The 24,369-nt window shown below is 68.1% G+C and carries 31 protein-coding genes; 7 read left to right on the forward strand and 24 right to left on the reverse strand.

Features of this window, described 5'->3' with window-relative positions:
* The first annotated feature begins 54 nt into the window (after positions 1-54).
* Positions 55-426, forward strand: a complete 372-nt coding sequence (locus HHL11_RS21805) for a cupin domain-containing protein (protein ID WP_169420666.1) — start codon at positions 55-57, stop codon at positions 424-426.
* 58 nt (positions 427-484) lie between these two features.
* Here the strand turns inward: HHL11_RS21805 and HHL11_RS21810 are convergent, their stop codons facing one another.
* Genes HHL11_RS21810 through HHL11_RS21825 form a run of 4 tightly spaced genes read right to left on the reverse strand, consistent with a single transcriptional unit; the run spans position 485 to position 3,799 of the window.
* A complete protein-coding gene (locus tag HHL11_RS21810; protein ID WP_169420667.1) occupies positions 485-1,225 on the reverse strand; it encodes an SDR family NAD(P)-dependent oxidoreductase in 741 nt (246 codons plus the stop codon).
* The gene (locus HHL11_RS21815) at positions 1,222-2,007 is read right to left on the reverse strand and encodes a sugar phosphate isomerase/epimerase family protein (protein ID WP_169420668.1); all 786 of its coding nucleotides are present in this window, start codon (positions 2,005-2,007) and stop codon (positions 1,222-1,224) included. Before HHL11_RS21815 ends, HHL11_RS21810 begins: the two co-directional genes overlap by 4 nt.
* A gap of 44 nt (positions 2,008-2,051) precedes the next feature.
* Positions 2,052-2,813, reverse strand: coding sequence for an SDR family NAD(P)-dependent oxidoreductase (locus tag HHL11_RS21820; RefSeq protein ID WP_169420669.1), 762 nt, complete (start codon positions 2,811-2,813; stop codon positions 2,052-2,054).
* Entirely contained in the window at positions 2,810-3,799 is a 990-nt protein-coding gene (locus tag HHL11_RS21825) for a Bug family tripartite tricarboxylate transporter substrate binding protein (RefSeq protein WP_169420670.1), read from the reverse strand. The genes HHL11_RS21820 and HHL11_RS21825 overlap by 4 nt, the downstream gene beginning before the upstream one ends.
* 97 nt (positions 3,800-3,896) lie before the next feature.
* Between HHL11_RS21825 and HHL11_RS21830 the strand changes: the two genes are divergently transcribed.
* From HHL11_RS21830 to HHL11_RS21840, 3 genes are all read left to right on the forward strand, one after another.
* Positions 3,897-4,634: an IclR family transcriptional regulator gene (locus tag HHL11_RS21830; protein WP_169420671.1), complete on the forward strand. Its 738-nt coding sequence runs from the start codon at positions 3,897-3,899 to the stop codon at positions 4,632-4,634.
* 92 nt (positions 4,635-4,726) lie between these two features.
* Positions 4,727-4,930, forward strand: coding sequence for a hypothetical protein (locus HHL11_RS21835; RefSeq protein WP_169420672.1), 204 nt, complete (start codon positions 4,727-4,729; stop codon positions 4,928-4,930).
* A 30-nt stretch (positions 4,931-4,960) separates the two neighbouring features.
* Positions 4,961-5,395, forward strand: a complete 435-nt coding sequence (locus tag HHL11_RS21840) for a DUF1810 domain-containing protein (protein ID WP_169420673.1) — start codon at positions 4,961-4,963, stop codon at positions 5,393-5,395.
* A gap of 28 nt (positions 5,396-5,423) precedes the next feature.
* On the opposite strand, the gene HHL11_RS21845 is transcribed toward HHL11_RS21840, so the two are convergent.
* Positions 5,424-6,134, reverse strand: a complete 711-nt coding sequence (locus HHL11_RS21845; RefSeq protein WP_169420674.1) for a Crp/Fnr family transcriptional regulator — start codon at positions 6,132-6,134, stop codon at positions 5,424-5,426.
* Positions 6,135-6,297: 163 nt separating this feature from the next.
* Here HHL11_RS21845 and HHL11_RS21850 point away from each other — a divergent pair, with 163 nt between their 5' ends.
* Positions 6,298-6,507 (forward strand): hypothetical protein, encoded by a 210-nt coding sequence (locus HHL11_RS21850; protein ID WP_169420675.1) that lies wholly within the window; start codon positions 6,298-6,300, stop codon positions 6,505-6,507.
* Between the two features lie 115 nt (positions 6,508-6,622).
* On the opposite strand, the gene HHL11_RS21855 is transcribed toward HHL11_RS21850, so the two are convergent.
* A complete protein-coding gene (locus tag HHL11_RS21855; RefSeq protein WP_169420676.1) occupies positions 6,623-8,062 on the reverse strand; it encodes an NAD-dependent succinate-semialdehyde dehydrogenase in 1,440 nt (479 codons plus the stop codon).
* Between the two features lie 91 nt (positions 8,063-8,153).
* Here HHL11_RS21855 and HHL11_RS21860 point away from each other — a divergent pair, with 91 nt between their 5' ends.
* On the forward strand, positions 8,154-8,543 hold the full coding sequence (locus HHL11_RS21860; RefSeq protein WP_205964513.1) for a GNAT family N-acetyltransferase: 390 nt from the start codon (positions 8,154-8,156) through the stop codon (positions 8,541-8,543).
* On the opposite strand, the gene HHL11_RS34865 is transcribed toward HHL11_RS21860, so the two are convergent.
* Genes HHL11_RS34865 through HHL11_RS21900 form a run of 9 tightly spaced genes read right to left on the reverse strand, consistent with a single transcriptional unit; the run spans position 8,471 to position 14,300 of the window.
* Positions 8,471-8,821, reverse strand: a complete 351-nt coding sequence (locus tag HHL11_RS34865; RefSeq protein WP_342593257.1) for a hypothetical protein — start codon at positions 8,819-8,821, stop codon at positions 8,471-8,473. The two genes, HHL11_RS21860 and HHL11_RS34865, sit on opposite strands and share 73 nt — an antisense overlap.
* A 32-nt stretch (positions 8,822-8,853) precedes the next feature.
* The gene (locus tag HHL11_RS34930) at positions 8,854-9,045 is read right to left on the reverse strand and encodes a hypothetical protein (RefSeq protein WP_425355217.1); all 192 of its coding nucleotides are present in this window, start codon (positions 9,043-9,045) and stop codon (positions 8,854-8,856) included.
* Positions 9,046-9,054: 9 nt separating this feature from the next.
* Positions 9,055-9,216 carry a hypothetical protein gene (locus tag HHL11_RS34935; RefSeq protein WP_425355218.1) on the reverse strand — a complete coding sequence of 54 codons (162 nt, stop codon included), beginning with the start codon at positions 9,214-9,216 and terminating at the stop codon, positions 9,055-9,057.
* A gap of 15 nt (positions 9,217-9,231) precedes the next feature.
* Entirely contained in the window at positions 9,232-10,191 is a 960-nt protein-coding gene (locus tag HHL11_RS21875) for a Bug family tripartite tricarboxylate transporter substrate binding protein (protein ID WP_169420677.1), read from the reverse strand.
* 14 nt (positions 10,192-10,205) lie between these two features.
* Complete coding sequence (locus HHL11_RS21880; RefSeq protein ID WP_169420678.1) at positions 10,206-11,153, reverse strand: hydroxymethylglutaryl-CoA lyase; 948 nt, start codon at positions 11,151-11,153, stop codon at positions 10,206-10,208.
* Positions 11,150-12,313 (reverse strand): CaiB/BaiF CoA transferase family protein, encoded by a 1,164-nt coding sequence (locus tag HHL11_RS21885; RefSeq protein ID WP_240980404.1) that lies wholly within the window; start codon positions 12,311-12,313, stop codon positions 11,150-11,152. The genes HHL11_RS21880 and HHL11_RS21885 overlap by 4 nt, the downstream gene beginning before the upstream one ends.
* Positions 12,222-13,385 carry a LysR family transcriptional regulator gene (locus tag HHL11_RS21890; protein ID WP_240980361.1) on the reverse strand — a complete coding sequence of 388 codons (1,164 nt, stop codon included), beginning with the start codon at positions 13,383-13,385 and terminating at the stop codon, positions 12,222-12,224. The genes HHL11_RS21885 and HHL11_RS21890 overlap by 92 nt, the downstream gene beginning before the upstream one ends.
* Positions 13,386-13,389: 4 nt before the next feature.
* Positions 13,390-13,713 carry an Hpt domain-containing protein gene (locus HHL11_RS21895; RefSeq protein ID WP_169420680.1) on the reverse strand — a complete coding sequence of 108 codons (324 nt, stop codon included), beginning with the start codon at positions 13,711-13,713 and terminating at the stop codon, positions 13,390-13,392.
* 17 nt (positions 13,714-13,730) lie between these two features.
* A complete protein-coding gene (locus tag HHL11_RS21900; protein WP_169420681.1) occupies positions 13,731-14,300 on the reverse strand; it encodes a hypothetical protein in 570 nt (189 codons plus the stop codon).
* A 169-nt stretch (positions 14,301-14,469) separates the two neighbouring features.
* Here HHL11_RS21900 and HHL11_RS21905 point away from each other — a divergent pair, with 169 nt between their 5' ends.
* Positions 14,470-16,242 carry an ABC transporter transmembrane domain-containing protein gene (locus HHL11_RS21905; protein WP_169420682.1) on the forward strand — a complete coding sequence of 591 codons (1,773 nt, stop codon included), beginning with the start codon at positions 14,470-14,472 and terminating at the stop codon, positions 16,240-16,242.
* Positions 16,243-16,370: 128 nt separating this feature from the next.
* Here the strand turns inward: HHL11_RS21905 and HHL11_RS21910 are convergent, their stop codons facing one another.
* The 9 genes from HHL11_RS21910 to nuoI all read right to left on the reverse strand — a co-directional run bounded on the left by HHL11_RS21910 (position 16,371) and on the right by nuoI (position 24,365).
* Positions 16,371-16,811 carry a DUF1178 family protein gene (locus HHL11_RS21910; RefSeq protein WP_169420683.1) on the reverse strand — a complete coding sequence of 147 codons (441 nt, stop codon included), beginning with the start codon at positions 16,809-16,811 and terminating at the stop codon, positions 16,371-16,373.
* Positions 16,808-17,392: an NUDIX domain-containing protein gene (locus tag HHL11_RS21915; RefSeq protein ID WP_169420684.1), complete on the reverse strand. Its 585-nt coding sequence runs from the start codon at positions 17,390-17,392 to the stop codon at positions 16,808-16,810. The genes HHL11_RS21910 and HHL11_RS21915 overlap by 4 nt, the downstream gene beginning before the upstream one ends.
* A gap of 112 nt (positions 17,393-17,504) precedes the next feature.
* On the reverse strand, positions 17,505-17,807 hold the full coding sequence (locus tag HHL11_RS21920; protein ID WP_169420685.1) for a DUF2818 family protein: 303 nt from the start codon (positions 17,805-17,807) through the stop codon (positions 17,505-17,507).
* A gap of 1 nt (position 17,808) precedes the next feature.
* Complete coding sequence (gene nuoN, locus HHL11_RS21925; RefSeq protein WP_169420686.1) at positions 17,809-19,296, reverse strand: NADH-quinone oxidoreductase subunit NuoN; 1,488 nt, start codon at positions 19,294-19,296, stop codon at positions 17,809-17,811.
* A gap of 16 nt (positions 19,297-19,312) precedes the next feature.
* Entirely contained in the window at positions 19,313-20,788 is a 1,476-nt protein-coding gene (locus HHL11_RS21930) for an NADH-quinone oxidoreductase subunit M (protein ID WP_169421218.1), read from the reverse strand.
* Between the two features lie 16 nt (positions 20,789-20,804).
* Positions 20,805-22,862, reverse strand: a complete 2,058-nt coding sequence (gene nuoL, locus HHL11_RS21935; protein ID WP_169420687.1) for an NADH-quinone oxidoreductase subunit L — start codon at positions 22,860-22,862, stop codon at positions 20,805-20,807.
* 8 nt (positions 22,863-22,870) lie between these two features.
* Positions 22,871-23,179 (reverse strand): NADH-quinone oxidoreductase subunit NuoK, encoded by a 309-nt coding sequence (nuoK, locus tag HHL11_RS21940; RefSeq protein ID WP_169420688.1) that lies wholly within the window; start codon positions 23,177-23,179, stop codon positions 22,871-22,873.
* The gene (locus tag HHL11_RS21945; RefSeq protein WP_169420689.1) at positions 23,176-23,835 is read right to left on the reverse strand and encodes an NADH-quinone oxidoreductase subunit J; all 660 of its coding nucleotides are present in this window, start codon (positions 23,833-23,835) and stop codon (positions 23,176-23,178) included. Before HHL11_RS21945 ends, nuoK begins: the two co-directional genes overlap by 4 nt.
* A gap of 14 nt (positions 23,836-23,849) precedes the next feature.
* On the reverse strand, positions 23,850-24,365 hold the full coding sequence (gene nuoI, locus HHL11_RS21950) for an NADH-quinone oxidoreductase subunit NuoI (protein ID WP_169420690.1): 516 nt from the start codon (positions 24,363-24,365) through the stop codon (positions 23,850-23,852).
* Between the last annotated feature and the right edge of the window lie 4 nt (positions 24,366-24,369).

The raw sequence follows: 24,369 nt of genomic DNA on the forward strand, positions 1-24,369 counted from the left end.
CAGCGGCGGCCTGGCGCCGGCCGCAAGATGCCGTCAAGACAACGAGGTGAATCCATGGCACTGCCCCATGCCAAACTGCTGGACATCATCAACGTCTCCCCGCTCGGCGAGAAGCTGCATGGCGCGGTGAGCACCAGCCTCATCAAGACCGAGCGCATGCAGCTGCTGCACGTGGTGATGAAGGCGCACCAGGACATGCCGCGCCACCACGTCGACGACGAATGCACCCTGCACTGCCTGGAAGGCACGGTGGAGGTGGTGATGGGAAGCGGCGTGCGCCAGCTCGACGCCGGCAACATCGTCGTGCTGCCGGCCGGCCAGGATCACTCGCTGCGCGCACGAACCGATTGCGCCGTGCTGGTGACCTTGCTGCTGCGCAAGGGCGATGCGGGGAATCGCGGCGGTGCGGGGAACCAGCGGATCTGATCCTGCCCCTTGTCATTGCGGGCTTGACCCGCAATCCATGCCCGCAAGGCAAGACGGCTCACTGCGACAACCGGCCGCCCGATACGTCGAACACCGCGCCGGTCGTGAAGCTGCAGGCCGGACTGGCGATCCAGCCGACCATGGCCGCCACCTCCTGCGGAGCGCCGGCACGGCCCATCGGAATGCGCGAACGCATCGCTTCGGCGAACTGCGGCGTCATCTGCGCCAGCAGCGGCGTCTCGATCAGCGCGGGAGCGACGCAATTGAAGGTGATGCCGCTGCGGATATATTCCTTCGCGAGGCTCTGCGTCAGCCCGATCAAGCCGGCTTTCGAAGCGCTGTACGCCGCGGCATCCGCGATCCCGCGCAGTCCCCCGACAGACGAAATATTGACCACGCGCCCGTAGCCCCGCGCGGCCATCGCCGGTGCGGCGCGGCGGCAGATCTCAAACACCGAAGTGAGGTTCAGCGCGATGACGCGGTCCCACTCGGAGCGCTGGTACTCCGAGGCCGGACGGGTCGCCCCCGCGATGCCTGCGTTGTTGACCAGGATCGCGAGGCCGCCCTCCATCGCGTCGGCCCGCACCAGCTCGCGCTCCACGGCCGCCGAGTCGGTCACGTCGACGCTGCGGGGCAGCAGCCGGCCGGTGGCAGCCTCCGGATGCCCGGCCAGCTTCGTGGCTTCCGGGTCCCAGGCGAGCACCGTTGCGCCGTCGGCCAGCAACTGGTCCACGATCGCAAGGCCGATGCCGCCCGCTGCGCCGGTGACGATGGCCACCCGGCCCTCCTGCGGCTTCATGGCCGCCCCTTCAACAAGCTACAGACCGCATCGAAGCCCTGGCGCGCGCCTTCGGCCTGCGGCAGCATCCGGTAGTGGTCGCTGAGAACCTCGAGCGAGAGCGCTCCCGCATAGCCGATGAAGCCGAGCGCCTCCATGAAGCCGTCCATGTCCAGTGCGCCCTGCCCGGGCAGCAAACGGTAGTAGCGGCTGAGGTCCGTAGTGGAGAGGCGAGCCTGTGGCAGGTCGGCCAACTGCACATGGAAGACGCGGCGCGCATCGAGCTCGCGCACGCCGGCCATGGGCAGGCCCAGGGCACCGATGTGCGAGGAGTCGAGCAGCAGGCCCACGGCGGGATGGTCCGCAAGTTCGACCAGTTCCCAGGCGCGCCGGTAATCCCGGATGTGCGTGCCCCAGCACAGCGCTTCGTACGCGATGCGCAGGCCGCGGGCCTGGGCCAGGTCGCCGAGCCGGCGCAGGTCATCGACTTGCCGGCGACGGTCGGACGACGCATCGGGCGAGGTGTTGGAGCAGGCCACCAGCAGCGGCGCGCCCAGCCAGGCGGCCTGCGCCAGCAACTGGTCAGCGACTTCGGTGCGGCGGACCAGTTCGGAATCCGCGCAGCCTTCGTAGTCGCGCACCAGGTTGTAGGCGCAGACCCGGAGCCCGGATTGCGCGAGCAGGTCGAGCGTGTATTCGACGCCTCGCAGGCTGGCGAACAGGTCGCCGGCCGTCAGCTCCACCTGGGAGAAGCCGGCGGCGCGGATCGCTTGCAGCCGCACGGCCAGGTCCCCCGAGAACATGGCCGTGCTGCAGCCGAGTACGTGGCGCGGAAGTTGTTCTGTTTTCATCCCGCCAGGAATCCCCCGTCGACCGGCAACACGGTGCCCGTGATATACGCCGACAGCGGCGAGACCAGGAAGAGCACGGCACACGCCACTTCCTCCGGCGTGCCGAGGCGTCCCATGGCCGTGCGCTGGCCGAACATGCCCATCCACTCGGCATCGTGCTTGCGGCGCGCCATCATCGCCGTGTCGATGCCCCCCGGGGCAACCGCATTGACCCGCACGCCATCGCGCGCAAGCTCTTTCGCGAGCACCTGCGTGAGCGAACGCACTCCGCCCTTGGAACTGACATACGAGAAGCTCCCGGTCACGGCATGGAAGGACGCGGCGGAGGCGATGTTCACGATGCAGCCGCGCGTCTGTCGCAGTGCCGGCGCGAACGCGCGTGCCATCCGGAACGGCCCGTCGAGATTCACGGCCATGTGCCGGTCCCACAGCGCTTCCACCTCAGGATCGTCCAGGGGCAGCTGGCCACTGATGCCGGCGTTGTTGACGAGGACGGAAACGGGACCGTCCATGCGCTCGCGCAGCCGCGCGATGGAAGCCGCGCTGGCCACGTCGAGCTCCTCGGAGCGCGCCGTGCCCGCGAGGTCCTTGATCTCCGCCACCGTCTCGCTCGCGCCGTCGCGGTCCGCGTCGGCCACGACGACGCTGGCGCCGGCGGCCGCGAGCAGCTTGCTGATGCCGCGGCCGATGCCGCGCGCTCCCCCGGTGACGAGGGCCGTGCGGCCCTCCAGGCGCAATGCCGTCTGCAGGTCGATCATTCGATGCTGAAGTTGGTGTCGCGCACGACCTTGCCCCAGAACGCGTTGTCCTCGTGCATGCGCTTGTTCAAGTCCGCGGCGGACGAACTCACGACGGGCTGGCCGACCTTGCCCATCGCTTCCACATAGTCCGGCGCCGCCAGGGCAGCGACCAGGGCCTTGTTCGCGCGCGCGATCACCTCCGGCGGCGTGCCGGCCGGTGCGAAGGCGCCGAACCATTCCACGACCGTCGCGTCCTTGAAGCCCTGCTCCGCAAAGGTCGGAACCTGCGGGGTGAACTTGGTGCGGGTCGGGCCCGAAGTCGCGAGGACCCGGCACTTGCCGCTGCCCAGGTAGGGCAGGAAGTCGCCCACCGCGGTGCAGACCGCCGGCACCTGGCCGCCCAGCATGTCCTGGATGGCGGGCTGCGCGCCGCGGTAAGGCGTGTGGCGCAGATCGACGTGGTTCGCGCGGCCGAGGAGCTCGCCGCAGAAGTGCGAGGTGGACCCGGCGCCCGGCGTCGCGAAGCTGCCGCCCAGCGGATGGCTGCGGCACCACTCGAGGTATTGGGCGACGTTGGTTACGTTGTCCGGCACGGCTGGACCCACCGCCCAGCCAGAATCGACGACGGTCGTCAGCGACACCGCCTCGAAATCGGTCAAGGCGTTGTACGGCAGCTTCTTGTAGACGTGGGGAAAGATGGTCAGCACCGCGCCCGGCGTGATCAGCAGCACGCTGCCGTCCTTGGGCGCCGGCTTGACGACGGACGCCGCGATCTGCCCGCCCGCGCCGGCGCGATTGTCCACGAGCACCGTCTTGGCATAGGTGCCGGTCAGCTTGTCGGCCAGCCGGCGTGCCATCGTGTCGGTCATGCCACCGGCGGCGAAACCGATGGTGATGCGTGCCATGGGCAGGAGGTCTTGCGCGCTGGCATTGCCCAAATAGGGCAAGGCCAGGCTGGCGCCCAGCCCCTGGAGGAAGGTGCGGCGCGGGATCGGGGTCGTCATCTGCGGGTCTCCTGGAGTGATATATTCATCTAATGAATACGCTATTCATTGAGTGTAATGACCATGCCGCTAAGCTGTCAACAAAGACGGATCGACCATGAGCAATGCACTTCTGAAGGGCCTGGACGTCCTGCGCTGTTTCACGCAGGAGCGCCGCACGCTGAGCGCCAGCGAGATCGCGCGGATGACGGGCATGCCGCAGCCCACCGCCTGGCGCGTATGCAAGGCGCTGGAATCACAGGGCTACCTGGTGACGGAGCAGGACGGCAAGTACCGCCCGGGACTGGAGGTGCTGAACCTGGGCTACGCCGCGCTCAACACGATGAACATCGCGGCGCTGGCCGCCCCCGACCTGCAGTCGCTGTCCGATTCGCTGAAGGGGACGGCCGGCTTGTCCACGCCCGAGGGGGCGTCCATGCTGTTCCTGCAACGGTGCGAAGCGGCGGGCGCCATCCTCAACTACAACATGAAGGGGGGCGTGATGGTCCCCATCGGCAACAGCGCGTCGGGCTGGGCCTACCTCTCCCTGCTTTCTGACGATCAACGGGACGCCGCGCTGAAGCAGCTGCGCGCCAGCGATCCGACCCATGCGCAGCTGGCCGACCGCCATCTCGCCGGCGCGATCCGCCAGTTCCGCAGCAGCGGCTTCGTCATCAACGACGAAGTGTTCTACCCGGGCCTGCTGTCCATCGCCGTGCCCTTCCGCTCGAGTCGCCGCGGCAGCTACTACGTAGTCAGCTGCACCGCGATGAAGACGGCCTTCGAGAGCCTGCCGGCCATCGAGCAGGCCGCGCAGCAGTTGCTGGAACTCGGGGCTCGGCTGGCGGACATCTGATCGCCCACGACACGGTCTTCATGGCACAGCGGCGGTCCTCCTGCGTACCAGCTGCCGCGTTGTGGAGGCAGAGGTACGACAGGAGCTTGTCCATGACGCAGTCCTTGTCCGGCGTGTTCCGGTTGTGTTTTCGCTCGTTGTTCGAGCCCGGGCGCGGCTACGCCTTCCCCTGCGACTCCAACGGGCGCGTGCGGCTGGACGACCTCAGCGAGCAGGCGCGCAACAACTACTTCTACGCCCGCGCGATGGTCGGGCGCGAGCTGGCCGCCCCGGCCGTCGAGCGCGAAGCCCCCTGATGCCCCGCGTTTGCGGGATGATGGGGCGCCATGCAAGCCGCCGACCCCCTCGACCTGCAGCGCTTCGTCGCGGCGCAGGACAGCGCCATCGCCGACGTCCGCGACGAACTGGCGCACGGGCGCAAGCGCAGCCACTGGATGTGGTTCGTGTTTCCGCAGCTGAAGGGCCTGGGCATGAGCAGCACCGCGCAGTTCTACGGCCTGGGCTCCCTGGAAGAAGCGCAGGCCTACCTGGCGCATCCGGTGCTGGGGCCGCGGCTGGTGGAATGCTGCGAGCTGATGCTGCAGGTGCCGGGGCGCAGCGCGCACGACATCCTGGGCTCGCCCGACGACCTCAAGTTCCGCTCCTGCGCCACGCTGTTCGGCCTGGCCGCGCCGCAGGAGAAGGTGTTTTCGGAGTGCCTGGAGAAGTTCTACGCGGGCGAACAGGATCCGAAGACGCTGGAACTCCTGGGCGCTGTGTGATTCGCGCCATGTCGTGACGCGCGCCGGGTCACGCGCGCCCACCGCTTCCACACGCCAACTCCTCCAGTCGCCGCAGGTCCGTCACCAGCATCCCGCTGCCGTCCTTTTCCAGCAGCCCTTGCCGCGCCAGTGAAGACAACTCGCGCGTGACCTGCTCGCGCGTCGTGCCCACCTGCGCGGCGAGGTCCGCATGCCGCGGCGCCGGCATGATCTGTGCGCTGTTGGAGCCATTCGAAGTTCCGCGCGCCAGCCGCAGCACTTCCGAGCGGATGCGGTTCTGCACGCCCAGCGTGCTCAGCTCGATCACGCGGTCGGTCAGCGAGCGCACCAGCCCCAGCAGGTAGCGCACGTAGCGCTCTTCCACCCGCGGCTCTTCGCGCAGCAAGGTGCGGAAATCGGGGGCGCGCAACGAAGCGCTGAGGACGCGGCTGCTCGCATGCGCATCGGTCGTGCGCGGGCCGCCATCGACCGCGGCGAAGTCGCCGACGATGCCGCCTTCCTGCACGTGCGTGAACAGCACCTCGCGGCCGTCGGCCGCATAGACGTGGATGCGCACGCGGCCGTCGACGATCAGGTGGACTTCGCCGCCGGTGGCATTGCGCGACACGATCGCCTGGCCCGGCTCGAAGCGGCGCCAGGTACAGCGCCCGGCGAGGTCGTTCAGGCGGTCCTGCGACAGGTCCGCCAGCAGCGGTGCGCGGGCCAGGCCCAGCGTGGACATCTGCACCGAGGCAACCATGGCATCTCTCCAGCTCGCGAAATGGCGCGTGGCGCGACAAATGCCACACGCCGCGAGGTCACCCTGCACGCGCCGGTGCGTTTACGCACATCGCCAGCCGGCTGCGGCTCCCAACATCACCTCACCCGGTTCCGACCGGGCGTCCATCCAAGGAGAGACCCAAATGCTTCGTCCGAACCCGCTCTCGCTGGTCGCCGCCGCAGTCCTCCTGCTGGCCCTGGCCGGCTGCGACTTCCACAGCACCGACCTGTCCGACGGGCTCGCGCCAGTGGCCGATGCAGTAGCAGTGCCGCCGCTCGGCCAGGAGATTTTCCGCATGATCGTGGCGGAAAAGCCGGACGCGCGCAAGGACGAGCTCTGCGCCCAGTTCTGAGACCGGTTGGCCGGAGACGATGATAGGCCTCGCCTCCGGGGTCCGGCGTCCCCCCGGCGGGCGAGCAAGAAAAAACCCGGCAGCGCCGGGTTCCTTGTCGAGGTGGGCGGAACGCTCAGACGTTCGCGATCGCGACCGCTCGGGCGTTCAGGTAGGCGTCCACCGCCTCCGGGCCGCCTTCCGAACCGTAGCCCGAATCCTTGATGCCGCCGAAAGGCATCTCGGCGCTGGGCATGGCCGGCATGTTCATCCACAGCATGCCGACTTCGACGCGGCGCGCCAGCAGGTCGGCGTTCTTCAGAGACTTCGTGAAAGCGTACCCGGCCAGGCCGAAGGACAGGCGGTTGGCTTCCTTGATCGCCTCGTTCAGGTCGGTGAAGCCGCGGATGCCGGCCACCGGCCCGAAGGGCTCGTCGTTGAACAGCTTGGCCTGCAGCGGCACGTCCACCAACACGGTGGGCTGCCAGAAGTTGCCGGAGTCGCCGATGCGCTTGCCGCCGGTGAGCACCTGCGCGCCATGCTTCTCGGCATCGGCCTGGAACTCGGCCATCGCCGTCACGCGGCGCGGGTTGGCCAGCGGTCCCATCTGCGTGCCTTCGGCCAGGCCGTCGCCGACCTTCAGGCCTTCGGCGTACTTGGCCAGCGTCTGGGCGAACTCCTGCTTCACGCTCTCGTGCACCAGGAAGCGGGTCGGCGAGATGCAGACCTGGCCGGCGTTGCGGAACTTGGCGGCGCCGGCGGCCTTGACGGCCAGCGCGATGTCGGCGTCCTCGCAGACGATCACCGGGGCGTGGCCGCCCAGTTCCATCGTCACGCGCTTCATGTGCTGGCCAGCCATCGCGGCCAGCTGCTTGCCCACGGGCGTCGAGCCCGTGAACGTGATCTTGCGGATCACCGGGTGCGGGATCAGGTAGCTGGAGATCTCGGCGGGGTTGCCGTAGACCAGGCCCAGCACACCGGGCGGGATGCCCGCATCGGCAAACGCCTTGATCAGCGCTGCGGGGCCGGCCGGGGTTTCTTCCGGCGCCTTCACCAGCATGGAGCAGCCGGCGGCCAGCGCGGCACCGACCTTGCGCACCACCTGGTTGATCGGGAAGTTCCAGGGCGTGAAGGCGGCGACGGGGCCCACGGGATCCTTCAGCACCATCTGGCGCACGGCCAGGTTGCCGCGCGAGGGCACGATGCGGCCGTAGACGCGGAAGCCTTCCTCGGCGAACCACTCGATGATGTCGGCGGCGGCCAGCGCTTCACCCTTGGCTTCGGCCAGCGGCTTGCCCTGCTCCTGCGTCAGCAGCGGCGCGATCTCGCCGGCACGCTCGCGCATCAGGCCGGCGGCCTTGCGCATGATCTTGCTGCGGTCGGCCGCGGTCATGTCGCGCCAGGTCTCGAAGCCCTTCTGGGCGGCTTCCAGCGCCTTGTCCAGGTCGACCTTGGACGCGTGGGCCACGCGGCCGATTTCCTGGCCCGTGGCCGGGTTGAACACAGCCAGGCTGCGGCCATCGGCGGCGTCCTGCCACTGGCCGTTGATGAAGAGTTGGGTGTTGGGGTAGCTCATGCCGGGTGCCTTGTGAGGGGAACGCGGATGATACGCCGCGCCCGCAAGCCCGCCAGAATGGGGGCCATGGAGCTCATGCTTCCGCCTGTGGATGTGGGACGGGGGATTCTGCGACAGCATCAACCTGCGCTGGCAGCCCGGGACGGCCGCCCTGCCCTGGTACTGCCTGGGCCACGTGGGCTACGCGGTGGTGCCCTGGAAGCAGCGGCTGGGCCATGCGACGCAGGCCTTGGCGCAGTTGCTGCCGCGGGCCCGGGCCCAGGGCCTGCCGTGGATCGAGATCACGGCGGATGCGGGCAACCTCGCCTCGCAGAAAGTCATCCTGGCCAATGGCGGCGTGCTGCTGGGGGAGATGGACAAGCCGGCGGCTTTCCAGCCCGGCCGGCTGCGGCGTTACCGCATCGTCCTTCAGTGCAGCGCGGACAGTTCCACGGCCGGCGTGGAGAGTTCCCGCCCGACCATGGCGCGCGCGAAGAAATAGTTGTTGCGCGCGCGTTCGCTCATGCAGTCGAGGTCAACGTGCCCTGCGGAATCGCAGGGAAACGCGTAGCCGCGGCCGCTGTCGAACAGCGAACGGAAGCACAGGCGATATTCGTTGGAAGCGGTTGCGAGCATGTCCTTCTCCTCGGGGATGTGGGTCGGTTCTGCCTTGCTTTCACTATCGGCGAGAAGCCCATTCCGGCCCATAAGAGGAGGCCGCTTCCGTGGTTCGGCCGGCATGACGCGCCGTGCCGGTTTCTCCGCACGGGCATAGGACATGTCCTAGGCCCGTCTTCCCAACGGCGACGGCTTCAGTCGGCCGTGATCCCGGCGGCGTCGGCGCGGGCATGGGCCTCGGGTGTGTCCAGCGCCTGCTTGATCGCCGTCGTCAACTTGTTCACGACTTCCGGCGGCGTGCCGGCCGGCGCGCGCGCGACGAGGCCATAGGCCACGTTGCCGCTGCCGCCGCCGCGGTTGTCCACGACCACCGTTTGCCCCAGCACCTTCTGCAGCTAGTCGCCCAGCAGCCGCGCGCTGGTGTCCACCAGCCCGCCGGGCGGGTTGGGCACCACCAGCGTGACCGGCTTGGCCGGGAAGTTGCCTTGCGCGAAGGCCAGGCTGCTTCCCAGGGCTGCCGCGAGGGCCGCGAAGCGCAGGAACGGACGGCGAGGCATGGCGCTCTCCCTGGTTCAGTCGGCCTTGATGCCGGCCACCTTGACGATGCGATCCCAGGTGGCGCGCTCTTTCGTGCCCAGCGCGGCCAGTTCGGCCGGCGTCATCGGGATCGCCTTGGCGCCCTGCTCCTCGGCGCGGCGCTTGAACTCCGGCATCTCCACCACTTGCCGCACGGTCGCGGACAGGCGGTTCTGCAATTCGGGCGACATGCTGTTCGGGCCATAGACGGCAAACCAGGACGAAGCCACCAGCGGCACGCCCAGCTCGGTGGCCGTGGGCACGTCGGGCAGCGCGTCGAGGCGCGTCTTGCCGGTCACCATCAGCGCCTTCAGCTTGCCGGCCTTGATGTGCGCCAGCAGCGGCGGCGGCGTGGTGATGGTGAGGTCCACCGTGCCAGCAAGCAGGTCGGTAAGCGCGGGACCCGTGCCCCGGTACGGGATGTGGGTCATGTAGGTCTTGGTCAGGTCCTTCAGCAGCTCGGTGGTCACGTGCTGCAGCGCGCCGTTGCCGCTGGAGGCGTAGTTCACCTTGCCCGGGTTCGCCTTCACGTAGGCGAGGAACTCCTTGAAGTTGTTCGCGGGGAAGTTCTGCCGCACCACCAGCACCTGCGGCGCGTCGATCAGGTGGCCGATCGGCTTGAGGTCCTTGGCCGGGTCGAAGCCGTTGACGGGCTGCACCAGCGGCGTGATGCACTGGTAGCCAGAGTACTGCACCAGCAGCGTGGTGCCGTCGCCGGCCGCGCGCGACACCAGCTGGCCGGCGATGTTGCCGTTGCCGCCGGCGCGGTTGTCCACCACCACCGGCACCTGCAGCAGCTTGCCCAGCGGCTCGGCCAGCATGCGGGCCGAGATGTCGGTGGTGCCGCCGGGCGCGGACGGCACGATCAGCGTGACGGTCTTGCCGTTCTGCGCGAACGCGGGCAGCGCCAGCAGGCTGGCGGCGCCGACAGTGAATTGTCTCCGGTTGATTTTCATCGTGTTCTCGTGGTTCAAAGGGAAAGCGCGGCGCGCAGCTCGGTGACGGCGGCGGGCACGGGATGCAGTTGCGTGATGGGGCCGGCCTTGGCCACCTGGCCGGGCACTTCGTGGCCGACGATGGCGGGCAGCTCGCGCGCGACGCGCAGCAGCCGGTCCATGTCCATGCCGGTGTCGTAGCCCATGGCGTCCAGCATGTGGATGGCGTCCTCGCTGGCGATGTTGCCGCTCGCGCCCGGCGCGTAAGGGCAGCCGCCCAGGCCGCCCAGCGAACCGTCGAAGCGGACGATGCCGCTCTGCACGGCGGCCAGCACGTTGGCCAGGCCCATGCCGCGCGTATTGTGGAAATGCAGGGTCAATTGCAGGCCGGGGAAACGGCGCTGCGCTTCGTCGCACAGGCGCGCCACCTGCGCCGGCTGCGCCATGCCGGTGGTGTCGCAGATGGTGAGGCCGCGCACGCCCAGGTCAGCGAAGCGTTGGCCCCAGGCCAGCACTTCGTGCTGCGGCACGTCGCCTTCCATGGGGCAGCCGAAGGCGCAGGACAGCGACACGTTGATGGGCGTGCGGCCGGCGACCACGCGGACCACTTCCGAGAGCGAAGCAAAGCTCTTGTCGCGCGGCATGCGCAGGTTGGCGAGGTTGTGCGTCTCCGAGGTGGACATGACGAGGTTCAGTTCGTCCGCCTTCGATTCCAGCGCCCGCTCGGCGCCGCGCACATTGGGCACCAGCACCGTGTACTCCACGCCCGGTGCGCGGCGGATGCGGCCCATCACCTCCTCGGCGTCGCGCAGCATCGGGATCGCCTTGGGCGACGTGAACGAGGTGACCTCGATCTTCGCGTAGCCGCAGCCGGAGAGCGCGTCGACCAGCGCCACCTTGGTGCCGGTGGGGATGAACTCCGGCTCGATCTGGAAGCCGTCGCGCGTGGCGACTTCGTTGAAGAAGATCCTTGTCTTGCTCATTGTTCGCCCTTGACCACGCCGCGCTGCTTGAGGCCGGCGATCTGTTCTTCGGTGAGGCCCAGCTCGCGCATCACGGCCTCGGTGTCCTGGCCGATGCGCGGCGCGTTGCGGCGATGGCCGCCGGGCGTGCGGGAAAGCTTTGGCACGACGCCGGGCACCGTGAGCAGTTCGCCGTCGTCCAGGCGCACCTGCTGCAGCATGCCGCGCGCGGCATAGTGCGGATCGGCCACGATGTCGGCCACCGTGTAGATGCGGCCGGCCGGCACGGCGGCGGTGTCCAGCGCCTGCAGCACTTCGTCCACCGTGCGCGCCTTCGTCCACGCGCCGATGGCAGCGTCGATCTCTTCGACCCGCTTCACGCGGCCGGCGTTGTCGGCCAGCGTTGGATCGCTGCCCAGGTCCTCGCGGGCTATGGCGGCCATCAGGCGCTTGTAGATGCTGTCGCCGTTGCCGGCGATCAGCGCGTAGCCGCCGTCGCTGCACAGGTAGGCGTTGCTGGGCGCGATGCCGGGCAGCGCGCTGCCGCCGGGGCCGCGCACCGCGCCGAAGGCGCTGTATTCGGGCACCAGGCTTTCCATGCAGTTGAATACCGCCTCGTACAGGGCGACGTCGACCACTTGCCCCTGGCCGCTGCGCTGCCGCTCCTGCAGCGCCAGCAGGATGCCGATGACGCCATGCAGCGCAGCCAGGGTGTCGCCGATGCTCACGCCGACGCGCACCGGCACCCGGCCCGGCTCCGCGGTGAGGTGGCGCAGGCCGCCCATGGCCTCGCCCACCACGCCGAAGCCGGGGCGGTCCTTGTAGGGGCCGGTCTGGCCGTAGCCGCTGATGCGCAGAACGATCAGGCGCGGGTTCAGTTCCTGCAGCTTGTCCGGGCCCAGACCCCAGCCTTCCAGCGCGCCGGGGCGGAAATTCTCGATCAGCACGTCGGCCTCGGTGGCCAGCTTGCGCACGATCTCCTGGGCTGCGGGGTTCTTCAGGTCGAGGGCTACAGAGCGCTTGTTGCGCGACTGCACCTGCCACCACACCGAGGTGCCGTTCTTCAGCAGGCGCCAGTTGCGCAGCGGATCACCGGCGCCGGGCGGCTCGATCTTGACGACGTCGGCGCCGAAGTCGGCCAGGGTCTTCGCGGCGAAGGGCCCGGCGATCAGCTGGCCCATCTCCAGGACCTTGAGGCCGGTCAGGGGGCCGGCGGGGGTGTTCGTCTCCATGGGGCGCAGTGTGGTCCTGCGCCACGCGGGCGTCTATTGCCGTTTTCGGGGACGAGTCTTCGCATCCTGCGAAGGCTCGGCCAGGAACTCCACCAGCGCCGCGGCGGCCGGATCTACCGGGCCGCTGCGGGTGGCCACCAGCAGCCGGCGCGCGGCCCAGGCGTCGGCTGCTGGTGGCCACCCGCAGCCGGCGCGCGGCCCAGGCGTCGGCCAGCGGCCGCCAGCGCAGGCCCATGGCGTCCACCATGGGCATCACCGCCGCCTTCGGCAGGATGGTGATGCCGAGACCCGAGGCCACCAGGTGGCAGACCGCGTCGAAGCTGCGCACCTGCATGCGCACCTTGAGCGTCAGGCCGCTGGCGAGCGCCGTGCGCTGCAGGCGGTTCAGGAGCGCCGCGCCGTCGGTGAGCGTGACCCAGTCCTCGTCCAGCGCGTCCGCCAGCGGCATGGCGCCGCGCCCGGCCAGGCGGTGCCTGGGCGGAATCACCAGCACCAGCTCGTCGCGCCGGAACATGCGGCAGTCCAGGCCCTCGGTTTCGGCGCCCTCGACGAACACGCCGACATCGGCACGCCCTTCGCGCAAGGCGGCGACCACGCCGTCCGAGACCTGCTCCTCCAGCTCCACCCGCACCTGCTGCGCCTGCTTCGCATAGCGCGCCAGCAGCGGCGGCAGGAACTGGGTGATGGCGGCGGAGCTGGCGCACAGGCGAACGTGCTGCGCGATGCCCTGGCGCAGGTCCGCGAGCTCGCTGCCCATCTGCTCCAGCGACTGCAGCAGCGCGATGGCATGGCGGGCGAATACGCGCCCGGCTGCCGTGGGCAGCACGCCGCGGCCATGGCGCTGGAACAGCGGCTCGCCGATGGCATCTTCCAGCTCGCGGATGCGGCGGCTGGCGGCGGCGAGCGCGAGGTGCGCCTCGCGCGCGGCGGCGCTCAGGCTGCCGTGCTCCACGCAGTCCACCACCAGGCGGATGGAGACGAGATCGAAGCGGGCCAGGTTGTAGGGGACGCGGCCGGGCATGGAATCAAAGAAGGCGGTCCAGGCCGGCCAGTTCGTCCTGCAAGGGCGCGAAATCGTCCCGCGTGCGGGCCGGCTGCAGCAGCATGGCGTCCAGCCGCTCCTCCAGGGTCCGCGCGGCCACGCTCAAGTCCTTCAGCCCGAAGGTCCCCGCCGAGCCGGCGATCTTGTGGACGATGCCGTGCAGGCCGCGCAGCGGCTCTTCGTCCTGCGGCGCCGCCAGGCATTGCCGCAGGAACGCCCGCGCCTCGGCCAGGCGTTCGGGCACCTGGCGGGCGTAGTCGTCGCGGAATTGCTGGAGGGCCTTCTGGAAATCGGCGGCGTCGCTCATGCCGCCATTGTGCTGGCTCAGTCCTCGCCCATGTGCAGCCAGTCCGTCTCCGGCATCTGCTGCATGAAGCGCATGACGTTTTCCAGCACGCCCTGGCTTTCGGCCCACTCCACGTGCTCGCGGAACAGCAGGCGCTTGGTCAGCGGCGCGGTGATGGCCCAGGCCGGGCCGACCGGCGGGGTGGGCGGCGGCTGCTCGCCGCGCACCGTCTTGCGCGCGGGCAGCAGCGCGTGCATTTCCTGCCAGCGCTCCTGCCGCGGGCAGACGCGGTTGTTCTTGCGAGCCACCAGCATGGCGGCGTCGAGCGTGAACAGCGGCTGGGCCTCCGCCGCGCGCTTCTTCAGCGTGACCGGCACCGTCATCGGCTGGGTCTGGGCCCAGCCCGGGTCTTCGCTGCTGCGGTGCAGCGTCGAGGCCGGCGCCGTGTCGGCGAAGCGGTTCTCGTGCTGCTTGTTCACCTCGGACCAGAGCGCCCACACCGAGTCGCTGCTGTGCTCGATCACCTCGGGCGCCGGGAGTTTCTCGCCGAGCGCCGCGTGCAGGTCGAATTCGGGCTTGGGTCGGGGAGTCTTCGGAGCGGAGGCCATGGGTAGCCAATCGTAAGGCCTGTGGAGGCATTTGCCTTAATCCACGTCAGCAAAACTTAAGACCTCGCGTGAAATGCGTCCGTAATCCGCCGGCGACAGCCGCGCGGGCGCCCCGGCCAGCCCGGCAGCCCGCCCGGCCCGGGGTGGCAAGGTCACTACACTGCGCCCCATGCAGAGCCCATCCGCGCCCGCGAAGTCCGCCCAATCGCTTTCCGGGCTGTTGCCCTTCCTGCGTCCCTACCGCGTCCGCATTGCGCTGGCGTGCCTGTTCCTGCTGACCGCGGCGACGGCAATGCTGCTGTTCCCGCTGGCGCTGCGCGGCATGATCGACCTGGGCCTGTCCGCCGCGCCCGGTGATCGCGTGCTGGCCTTGCGCGAGCACTTCCTGCTGCTGTTCGGCGTGGCCGTGGCGCTGGGCCTGTCGTCCGCGGCGCGCTTCTACCAGGTGAGCTGGCTGGGCGAGCGTGTCACCGCCGACCTGCGCAACGCCGTCTATGCGCACGTCCTGGAACAAAGCCCCGAGTTCTTCGAGAGCACGCAGACCGGCGAAGTGCTGTCGCGCCTGACCACCGACACGACGGTGGTGCAGACGGTGATCGGCTCCTCGTTCTCGCTGGGCCTGCGCAACCTGGTGATGGGCGTCGGCGCGCTCGTGATGCTGGTGGTGACCCACCCGTACGTGATGGTGCAGGTGCTCGGCGTGGTGCTGCTGGTGGTGCTGCCCGCGATGTGGTTCGGCCGGCGCGTGCGGCGGCTGTCGCGCGCCAGCCAGGACCGCGTGGCCGACTCGAGCGCCATCGCCGCGGAAGTGCTGAACGCCATCCCCGTCGTGCAGAGCTATGCGGCCGAAACGCGCGAGGCGCAGCGTTTTTCCGGCGCCACCGAGAACGCGTTCCGCACCGGCATCCGCCGCACCAAGGCCCGCGCCGCGCTGGTGGCCTTCGTCATCATCGCCAACGCGGCGCTGATGCTGTGGGGCCTGTACGAAGGCACGCAGGCCGTGCTGCGCGGCGAGCTCACCGCCGGCCAGCTGGGGCAGGCCGTGCTGTACGTCGGCATCTTCGCCGGCGCGATCGCCATCCTCGGCGAGGTCTATGGCGACCTGCTGCGCGCCGCCGGCGCCACCGAGCGCCTGATGGAGCTGCTGGCAAGCCGCTCGCCGGTGGCTTCGCCGGCGGTGCCCGTGGCCGCTCCGCGGCTGGGCGCCGGCAGCCGGGTCGAGTTCGACGGCATCCGCTTCTTCTATCCCTCGCGGCCGGCCACGCCGGCGCTGGATCGGTTCGACCTGGACGTGCGCCCGGGTGAAACGGTGGCCCTGGTCGGCCCCAGCGGCGCGGGCAAGAGCACGGTGTTCCAGTTGCTGCTGCGCTTCTACGATCCGCAGGAAGGCCGCATCGTCGTCGACGGCACGCCGATCCGCGACCTCGGCTTGCAGGACCTGCGGGATCGCATCGCGCTGGTGCCGCAGGAGGCGGTGATCTTCTCCGCTTCGGCGCGCGAGAACATCCGCTATGGCCGCCCCGGCGCGAGCGATGCGGAGGTGGAAGCGGCCGCACGCGGCGCCTTCGCGCACGATTTCATCGCCGCCCTGCCGGAAGGCTACGACACCTTCCTGGGCGAGCGCGGCGTGCGCCTGTCAGGCGGGCAGCGGCAACGCATCGCGATCGCGCGGGCGATGCTGAAGAACCCGCCCCTGCTGCTGCTGGACGAGGCCACCAGCGCGCTCGACGCCGAGAGCGAGCGCATGGTGCAGGCCGCGCTGGAAAGCGCGATGCAGGGCCGCACGACGCTGGTGATCGCGCACCGCCTGGCGACGGTGCAGAAGGCCCACCGCATCATCGTGCTCGATCACGGGAAGATCGTGGAGGCAGGGACGCATGAGGCCCTGCTGGCGGCGCAGGGGGTCTACGCGCGGCTGGCGGCGCTGCAGTTCATGACTTGAGAAGGCGGACTTCCGAGCGCCAAGGACGCAAAAACACGCAAAGGACGCAAAAAGGACATCCTGAATTCCTTTTGCGTCCTTTGCGAAATCTTTGCGTCCTTTGCGTCCGGAAGTCCGCCCTTGAACCCCTACTGCAACGGACCTTTCAAGCCCTTCGGAACCGGCAGCGGCAGCACCGAGATGCCCTCTTCCAGCAAGGACTCGGTTTCCTCGCGCGAAGCCTGGCCGCGGATGCTGCGCTCCTCGGTTTCGCCGTAGTGGATCTTGCGCGCTTCCTCGGCGAATTTCTCGCCCACGTCCTCGGTGTTGGCCATGACGTGCTTCACCATCTGCAGCCACGCCGCCTGCATCTTGGGGTCGGGCGTGTTCATCACCGGCTGCTTGGGCGGCGCGGGCTCGGCGGCGCCCAGGTTCAGGCGCGGCGCGCTGGGCAGCTTGGCGACGTGCGCGTCACCGCACATCGGGCATTCGACCAGGCCGCGCCCCAGCTGGTCCTGGAAGTCGTCTTCCGAGGCGAACCAGCCTTCGAAGCCATGGCCGTGGCTGCATTGGAGATTCAGGACCTTCATGCCCCTGCAGATGGCGTCTGCCAGTCGAGTTTCCAAGTCCCCGCCAGCACATTCTGAACCCACAGCGCCGCTGCCAGCGTCTTGGAATCCTTGACCGTGCCGTCGCGGCACCAGCCCAGGAGCTCCTCGGGGGTGGCCGTGAAGACGTCCAGGAACTCGCCGTGATCCAGCTGCGCGCCCTGCAAGGTCAGGCCGCGAGCGAACCAGATGTGGATGGCCTCGTCCGAATAGGCCACCGTGGGATACAGCGTGAAGGCGTAGGCCCACTCGCGCGCCACGTAGCCGGTTTCCTCCAGCAGCTCGCGCTGCCCGCAGGCCAGCGCGCCCTCGCCCGGGTCCAGCTTGCCGGCGGGGATCTCGATGATCACCTGCCTGGTCGGGTGCCGGTACTGGCGCTCCAGCACGATGCGGCCGTCTTCCAGCAGCGGGATGACGGCGACCGCGCCCGGGTGCAGCACGAACTCGCGCGTGGACTGATGGCCGTCGGGCAGGCGCACGGTGTCGCGCACGACGTGCAGGAAGCGGCCCTTCAGCAGTTCCTCGCGCGACAACGCTTCTTCCCGCAGGTGCGAATCACTCATGTCAAGTCTCCGTGCCGGGCCCTTCAAGCGTCACCGCGGAACCGGCTTTGCCGGGCCGCTGGTGGCGCCCCTTGAGGGGGAAGCGCCGAAGGCGCATCGGGGGTGGGCCAATTCAATGCCTGGGTTTGAACAGGTAACGCCAGACGAAGCCCGGAGCGGCGAAGGTGAGGAATAGCGCGCCCGTGACCGCGTAGAACTCCCAGCCTTGCGGCGAGATCTGGCCGGCGTGCTGCTCCAGCGCGAGGCCGATGCCGCCGACCACGAAGTACAGCAGCACCAGCTCGCCCAGGCGCAGGGCGAGGTTCTTGCCGCCCGCGAGCGGAACCACGCCCAGCACCCGCTGGCTGAGGAATGGCAGGTTGGCGGCGCAGAACGCCAGCACCAGCACGAGCCAGACGGATGCGGTCTGCGTCACTTCAGGTCGTCAATGCCTTGAGGATGGCCTGCGCGCACAGCGACATCAGGCCGCCCGGCAGGATGCCCAGGATCAGCACCAGCGCGCCATTGATCGTCAGCACCACGCGCACGTCGGCGGGCGCCGCGACGGTGGTGGCCGTGATCGGCGCATCGAAGTACATGACCTTGACGACGCGGATGTAGTAGTAGGCGGCCACCAGCGACATCATCACCGCGAACACGGCCAGCCCGATGTTGAAGCTGCTGCCGGAGACCAGCAGCGCCTGCAGCACCGCCAGCTTGGCGTAGAAGCCCACCATCGGCGGCACTCCGGCCAGCGAGAACAGGCAGATCGCCATGATCGCGGCGTACAGCGGGCTGCGCTGGTTGAGGCCGGCCAGGTCGGAGATCTCCTCGCTCTCGAAGCCTTCGCGCGACAGCAGCAGGATGACGCCGAAGCTCGCCAGCGTGGTCAGCACGTAGGTGACGATGTAGAACATCGCCGAGCTGTAGGCATTGGCGGCGGCGGCGGGGCTGCCGTTCACCACGCCCGAGAGCAGGCCCAGGATCACGAAGCCCATCTGGCCGATCGTGGAATACGCCAGCATCCGCTTCAGGTTGGTCTGCGCGATGGCTGCCAGGTTGCCGATGAACAGCGAGCACACGGCCAGCACCACCAGCATCTGCTGCCAGTCGAAGGCCAGCGGCAGCAGGCCTTCCACCAGCAGGCGGATCGCGATGGCGAAGGCCGCCAGTTCGGGAGCCGAGCCGATGATCAGCGTGATCGCGGTCGGGGCGCCCTGGTAGACGTCCGGGATCCACATGTGGAAGGGCGCGGCGCCCAGCTTGAAGGCGAGGCCGGCGACGATGAACACGAGGCCGAACACCAGCACCTGGTGCTTGACCTGGCCGGTGCTCACCACCTTGAAGACGGTGCCGATGTCCAGCGAGCCAGTGGCGCCGTAGATCATGGACAGGCCGTACAGCAGGAAGCCCGAAGCCATCGCGCCCAGCACGAAGTACTTCATGGCCGCTTCGGTCGCCACCGTGTGGTCGCGGCGCAGCGCCACCAGCGCATAGCTGGAGAGCGTCAGCAGTTCCAGGCCCAGGTAGATGACCAGGAAGTTGTTGCCCGAGATCATCACGAAGATGCCCAGCAGCGCGAACATCGAGAGCGTGAACATCTCGCCGCCGCGCAGCATGTCGCGCACGCCGGCGTACGGGCGGCCGTAGACCATGCAGACCATCATGGAGAGGGTCGCAAAGAACTTCAGCCAGTTGGCCATGCTGTCGACGACCACCATGCGGTTGAAGGCATAGACGGTGTCGCCGGCGGCGCCGGCCTGGGCCGTCAGCCAGGCCACGACGGCCAGGGACAGCATGGTGAGGGCGTAAGTGGCGGTGCGCAGGCGGCTCGTCACGCCCAGGTCCACCAGGGCGACGACGCAAGCCATCACCAGCAGGACGATCTCGGGCGCGACCGCGCTAAAGCTCAAGGAGTCGATCATGTTCGTGTCTTCCCGCTCACTGCAGCTTGGAGGCCGAGACCTGCTTCACGAAGGCGCCCACCGAGGCGTCCATGACGTCGGTGAAGGGCTTCGGGTAGACGCCCATGTAGAGCGTCGCCAGGGCCAGCAGGCCCAGCATCAGGAACTCGCGGGCGTTGATGTCGGTGAGGGCCTTCACGTGTTCGTTGGCCACGGGGCCGAAGTAAACGCGCTTGACCATCCACAGGGTGTAGGCGGCGCCGAAGATCAGCGCGGTGGCGGCCGCGAGGCCCAGCCAGAAGTTCACCTTGACGGTCGCCAGGATCACCATCCACTCGCCGACGAAGCCGGCGGTGGCAGGCAGGCCGCAGTTGGCCATGGCGAACAGCACGGCGAAGGCCGCGAAGGTGGGCATGGTGTTCACCACCCCGCCGTAGTCGGCGATGTTGCGCGAGTGCACGCGGTCGTACAGCACGCCGATGCACAGGAACATGGCGCCGGAGACGAAGCCGTGGGCGATCATCTGCACCAGGCCGCCGGCGATGCCGACGTGCTGGAAGATGAAGAAGCCGAGCGTGACGAAGCCCATGTGCGCGACGGACGAATAAGCGACCAGCTTCTTCATGTCCTGCTGCACCATGGCGACCAGGCCCACGTAGATCACGGCGATCAGCGACAGCGCGATGATCAGCCAGGCCCATTCACGCGAGGCGTCCGGGGCGATCGGCATCGAAAAGCGCAGGAAACCGTAGGCGCCCAGCTTCAGCATGATGGCGGCCAGCACGGCGGAGCCGCCGGTGGGCGCTTCCACGTGCACGTCGGGCAGCCAGGTGTGCACCGGCCACATCGGCACCTTCACCGCGAAGGCCGCGAAGAAGCCGAAGAACAGCAGCGTCTGCTCCAGCGAGGACAGCGGCAGCTTGTGCCAGGTGAGGATGTCGAAGCTGCCGCCGGACTTGGTGTACAGGTAGACCAGCGCCACCAGCATCAGCAGCGAGCCGAGCAGCGTGTACAGGAAGAACTTGAAGGCCGCGTAGATCTTGTTCGGGCCGCCCCAGATGCCGATGATCAGGTACATCGGGATCAGCGTGGCTTCGAAGAAGGTGTAGAACAGCACGCCATCGAGCGCGCAGAACACGCCGATCATCAGGCCCGACAGGATCAGGAAGGCGCCGTAGTACTGGTTGACGCGCTCGGTGATCACTTCCCAGCCGGCGATCACCACGACCAGCGTGATGAAGGCGGTGAGCAGCACGAACCAGAACGAGATGCCGTCCAGGCCCAGGTGGTAGTTGACGTTGAAGCGCTCGATCCACGGCACGTTCTCGACGAACTGCATGGACGCGGTGCTCACGTCGAACTGGCCGTACAGGGGCAGCGTCACCAGGAAACTGGCGAGCGCGCCGATCAGCGCGATCCAGCGCACGGTGCGCGCCTGGTCGTCGCGGCCAAGGGCCAGCAGGATGCCGCCGAACACGATCGGCATCCAGATGGCGAGGCTGAGGAGTCCCATCTTCATTCTTGTTTCCTTACTTCTTCAGCCACTCGGAGACCATGGGCCAGCTGACGAAGTACGACATCAGCACGATCACGCCCAGCAGCATGGCGAAGGCGTAGTGATAGATGTAGCCGGATTGCACCCAGCGCACGACGCCGGCGAACCACGCCACGGCGCGGGCGCTGCCGTTGACGAACACGCCTTCGATCACGCCCTGGTCACCACCCTTCCACAGGCCGGTGCCGATGGCACGCGCCGCGCGGGCGATGATGTTTTCGTTGATCCAGTCCAGGTAGTACTTGTTTTCCAGCAGCGTATAGATCGGCTGGCAACGCTGCTTGATCGCAGCCGGAATGTCCGGCCGCTTCATGTAGAAGAACCAGGACAGCACCACGCCGGCAATCGCCAGCCACAGAACGGGCGAGGTGATGCTGTGCAGCGCCATGGCCACGGGGCCGTGGAATTCCTTGGCCATCTCTTCCAGCGCCGGGTGGTGCTCGAAGTTGATGAAGATCGCGTCCTTGAAGAAGTCGCCGTACAGCATGCCGCCGATGGTCAGGAAGCCGATCACCACCGAGGGGAAGGCCAGCAGGATCAGCGGCGCGGTCACGACCCAGGGCGACTCGTGCGGCTTGGCGTGGTCATCGTGGTGGTGGTGCGGATCCGGTTCCTCGTCCGCGTGGTGTTCGTGGGCCGGCGCCTGGTCGTAGCGCTCCTCGCCGTGGAAGACCAGGAAGTACATGCGGAACGAATAGAAGGCCGTCACGAACACGCCCGCCATCACGGCGAAGTAGGCAAAGCCGGCGCCGGGCAGGTGCGAAGCGTGTACCGCCTCGATGATCGAGTCCTTGGAGTAGAAGCCCGCGAAGAACGGCGTGCCGATCAGCGCCAGCGAACCGATCAGGGACGTGATCCAGGTGATCGGCATGTACTTGCGCAGGCCGCCCATCCAGCGGATATCCTGGTTGTGGTGCATGCCGATGATGACGGAGCCCGCGGCCAGGAACAGCAGCGCCTTGAAGAACGCGTGCGTCATCAGGTGGAACACCGCCACCGAGTAGGCGGAGGCGCCCAGCGCCACGGTCATGTAGCCCAGCTGGGACAGCGTGGAGTACGCGACGACGCGCTTGATGTCGTTCTGGATGATGCCCAGGAAGCCCATGAACAGCGCCGTGATCGCGCCGATCACCATGACGAAGTTCAGCGCCGTGTCGGACAGCTCGAACAGCGGCGACATGCGCGCCACCATGAAGATGCCGGCCGTCACCATGGTGGCGGCGTGGATCAGCGCGGAGATGGGGGTCGGGCCTTCCATCGAGTCAGGCAGCCACACGTGCAGCGGGAACTGCGCGCTCTTGCCCATGGCGCCGATGAACAGGCAGATGCACAGCACCGTGATCAGCTGCCAGTCGGTGCCGTAGCCGAAGGCCAGCTTGCCCAGCTCTTCGGCCTTGCCGAAGGTCTCGGCGTAGTTCAGCGTGCCGGCGTAGGCGAAGATCAGGCCGATGCCCAGGATGAAGCCGAAGTCGCCGACGCGGTTGACCAGGAAGGCCTTCAGGTTGGCGAAGATGGCCGTGGGCTTGGTGTACCAGAAGCCGATCAGCAGGTAGGAGACCAGGCCCACCGCTTCCCAGCCGAAGAACAGCTGCAGGAAGTTGTTGCTCATCACCAGCATCAGCATGGAGAAGGTGAAGAGCGAGATGTAGCCGAAGAAGCGGTTGTAGCCTTCGTCTTCCTCCATGTAGCCGATGGTGTAGATGTGCACCATCAAAGACACGAAGGTCACGACGCACATCATCATCGCCGTCAGGCCGTCGACGAGGAAGCCGATCTCCATCTTCAGGCCGCCGACGTTCATCCATTCGTAGATCGTCTGGTTGAAGCGGGCGCCGTCGACCGCGACGCTCTTGAGCGTGAGCGCGGAGATGACGAAGGCGATGAAGACGCCGAGGATGGTGGCGCTGTGGGCGACCCGGCGGCCGACGACGTTGCCGCCGAAGGTGGTGCCGAAGATGCCCGCCACCGCGGCGCCAACGAGGGGCGCAAGCGGAACGACGAGCAGCGTAGCTGCGTTGAGGGTGGTAGCCATCGTTGTTCTTAGCCCTTCAGCGCGTTCAGTTCTTCGACGTTGATGTTCTCTTTGTTCCGGAACAGCAGCACGAGGATGGCCAGGCCGATCGCCGATTCGGCGGCGGCCACGGTCAGGATGAAGAACACGAACACCTGCCCGTGCATGTCGCCCAGGTAGTAGGAGAACGCCACGAAGTTCGTGTTCACCGCCAGCAGCATCAGTTCGATGCACATCAGCAGCACGATGAGGTTGCGGCGGTTCAGGAAGATGCCGATCACGGACAGCGCGAACAGGATCGCGCCCAGCGTGAGGAAGTGGCCGAGGGTGATGATCATGCCTTGCCCTCCGGGGCAGCTTCCACTTGCGGGGCCGGACGCACCGCCGGCGGCACCTTGACGACCTGCAGGCGGTCGCGCGCCTTCACGCGCACGGCCAGCGAGGGATCGATGGCCTTGCTGTCCTTGCGGGCCCGCAGCGTCAGCGCGATGGCGGCGACGATGGCCACCAGCAGCAGCACGGCGGCGATTTCCAGCGGGAACAGGTATTCGGTATAGAGCAGCTTGCCCAATTCGCGCGTGTTCGAGTACTGGATGCCGGCTTGCGCGGCGGCGGCGACGCCGGGCAGCGCTCGCGGCTCTTCGGCGGGGCGGAAGCCGCCCATCAGCACCGCGGCCATCTCCAGCGCGATCAGCGCGCCGATGGTGGCGGCCAGCGGGAAATGCTTCCAGAAGCCGGCCCGCAGCTTGGCGACGTCGATGTCCAGCATCATCACCACGAACAGGAACAGCACCATCACCGCGCCCACGTACACGAGCACCAGCGAGATGGCGAGGAACTCGGCCTTCAGCAGCATCCACACGCCGGCGGCCTGGAAGAAGGTGAGCACCAGGAACAGCGCCGCATACACGGGGTTGCGGGCCGTGATCACCCGGAAGGCCGCGAACAGCAGCACCACCGAGAACAGGTAGAAGAGTCCGGTACGAACGTCCATGTTGTTTTTCTCGCTTACCGGTACTTGGCGTCGGCCGCCTTGGTGGCCGCGATCTCGGCTTCGTAGCGGTCGCCCACGGCCAGCAGCATGTCCTTGGTGAAGTACAGGTCGCCGCGCTTTTCGCCGTGGTATTCCAGGATGTGCGTCTCGACGATCGAGTCCACCGGGCAGCTCTCTTCGCAGAAGCCGCAGAAGATGCACTTGGTCAGGTCGATGTCGTAGCGGTTCGTGCGGCGGGTGCCGTCGGCGCGCTGCTCGCTCTCGATCGTGATCGCCAGCGCGGGGCACACGGCCTCGCACAGCTTGCAGGCGATGCAGCGTTCTTCGCCGTTCTCGTAGCGGCGCAGCGCGTGCAGGCCGCGGAAGCGCGGGCTGAGCGGCGTCTTTTCTTCCGGGAACTGCACGGTGATCTTGCGGGCAAAGAAGTACTTGCCCGTGACGCGCAGTCCCTTGAAGAGCTCCACCAGCATGAAGCTGCGGAGGAAGTCCCCGAGGTTGAAGCCGGGGCGGGCCAGGGTATCGGTTGCCATGGCT

This window comes from Ramlibacter agri, assembly GCF_012927085.1.
Classification (GTDB): domain Bacteria; phylum Pseudomonadota; class Gammaproteobacteria; order Burkholderiales; family Burkholderiaceae_C; genus Ramlibacter; species Ramlibacter agri.

Coding starts and splice junctions, on each gene's coding strand:
- HHL11_RS21805 (WP_169420666.1), top strand. CDS start 55: ATGGCACTGCCCCATGCCAAACTGCTGGACATCATCAACGTCTCCCCG.
- HHL11_RS21810 (WP_169420667.1), bottom strand. CDS start 1,225: ATGAAGCCGCAGGAGGGCCGGGTGGCCATCGTCACCGGCGCAGCGGGC.
- HHL11_RS21815 (WP_169420668.1), bottom strand. CDS start 2,007: ATGTTCTCGGGGGACCTGGCCGTGCGGCTGCAAGCGATCCGCGCCGCC.
- HHL11_RS21820 (WP_169420669.1), bottom strand. CDS start 2,813: ATGATCGACCTGCAGACGGCATTGCGCCTGGAGGGCCGCACGGCCCTC.
- HHL11_RS21825 (WP_169420670.1), bottom strand. CDS start 3,799: ATGACGACCCCGATCCCGCGCCGCACCTTCCTCCAGGGGCTGGGCGCC.
- HHL11_RS21830 (WP_169420671.1), top strand. CDS start 3,897: ATGAGCAATGCACTTCTGAAGGGCCTGGACGTCCTGCGCTGTTTCACG.
- HHL11_RS21835 (WP_169420672.1), top strand. CDS start 4,727: ATGACGCAGTCCTTGTCCGGCGTGTTCCGGTTGTGTTTTCGCTCGTTG.
- HHL11_RS21840 (WP_169420673.1), top strand. CDS start 4,961: ATGCAAGCCGCCGACCCCCTCGACCTGCAGCGCTTCGTCGCGGCGCAG.
- HHL11_RS21845 (WP_169420674.1), bottom strand. CDS start 6,134: ATGGTTGCCTCGGTGCAGATGTCCACGCTGGGCCTGGCCCGCGCACCG.
- HHL11_RS21850 (WP_169420675.1), top strand. CDS start 6,298: ATGCTTCGTCCGAACCCGCTCTCGCTGGTCGCCGCCGCAGTCCTCCTG.
- HHL11_RS21855 (WP_169420676.1), bottom strand. CDS start 8,062: ATGAGCTACCCCAACACCCAACTCTTCATCAACGGCCAGTGGCAGGAC.
- HHL11_RS21860 (WP_205964513.1), top strand. CDS start 8,154: ATGTGGGACGGGGGATTCTGCGACAGCATCAACCTGCGCTGGCAGCCC.
- HHL11_RS34865 (WP_342593257.1), bottom strand. CDS start 8,821: ATGTCCTATGCCCGTGCGGAGAAACCGGCACGGCGCGTCATGCCGGCC.
- HHL11_RS34935 (WP_425355218.1), bottom strand. CDS start 9,216: ATGCCTCGCCGTCCGTTCCTGCGCTTCGCGGCCCTCGCGGCAGCCCTG.
- HHL11_RS21875 (WP_169420677.1), bottom strand. CDS start 10,191: ATGAAAATCAACCGGAGACAATTCACTGTCGGCGCCGCCAGCCTGCTG.
- HHL11_RS21880 (WP_169420678.1), bottom strand. CDS start 11,153: ATGAGCAAGACAAGGATCTTCTTCAACGAAGTCGCCACGCGCGACGGC.
- HHL11_RS21885 (WP_240980404.1), bottom strand. CDS start 12,313: ATGGGCCAGCTGATCGCCGGGCCCTTCGCCGCGAAGACCCTGGCCGAC.
- HHL11_RS21890 (WP_240980361.1), bottom strand. CDS start 13,385: ATGCCCGGCCGCGTCCCCTACAACCTGGCCCGCTTCGATCTCGTCTCC.
- HHL11_RS21895 (WP_169420680.1), bottom strand. CDS start 13,713: ATGAGCGACGCCGCCGATTTCCAGAAGGCCCTCCAGCAATTCCGCGAC.
- HHL11_RS21900 (WP_169420681.1), bottom strand. CDS start 14,300: ATGGCCTCCGCTCCGAAGACTCCCCGACCCAAGCCCGAATTCGACCTG.
- HHL11_RS21905 (WP_169420682.1), top strand. CDS start 14,470: ATGCAGAGCCCATCCGCGCCCGCGAAGTCCGCCCAATCGCTTTCCGGG.
- HHL11_RS21910 (WP_169420683.1), bottom strand. CDS start 16,811: ATGAAGGTCCTGAATCTCCAATGCAGCCACGGCCATGGCTTCGAAGGC.
- HHL11_RS21915 (WP_169420684.1), bottom strand. CDS start 17,392: ATGAGTGATTCGCACCTGCGGGAAGAAGCGTTGTCGCGCGAGGAACTG.
- nuoN (WP_169420686.1), bottom strand. CDS start 19,296: ATGATCGACTCCTTGAGCTTTAGCGCGGTCGCGCCCGAGATCGTCCTG.
- HHL11_RS21930 (WP_169421218.1), bottom strand. CDS start 20,788: ATGGGACTCCTCAGCCTCGCCATCTGGATGCCGATCGTGTTCGGCGGC.
- nuoL (WP_169420687.1), bottom strand. CDS start 22,862: ATGGCTACCACCCTCAACGCAGCTACGCTGCTCGTCGTTCCGCTTGCG.
- nuoK (WP_169420688.1), bottom strand. CDS start 23,179: ATGATCATCACCCTCGGCCACTTCCTCACGCTGGGCGCGATCCTGTTC.
- HHL11_RS21945 (WP_169420689.1), bottom strand. CDS start 23,835: ATGGACGTTCGTACCGGACTCTTCTACCTGTTCTCGGTGGTGCTGCTG.
- nuoI (WP_169420690.1), bottom strand. CDS start 24,365: ATGGCAACCGATACCCTGGCCCGCCCCGGCTTCAACCTCGGGGACTTC.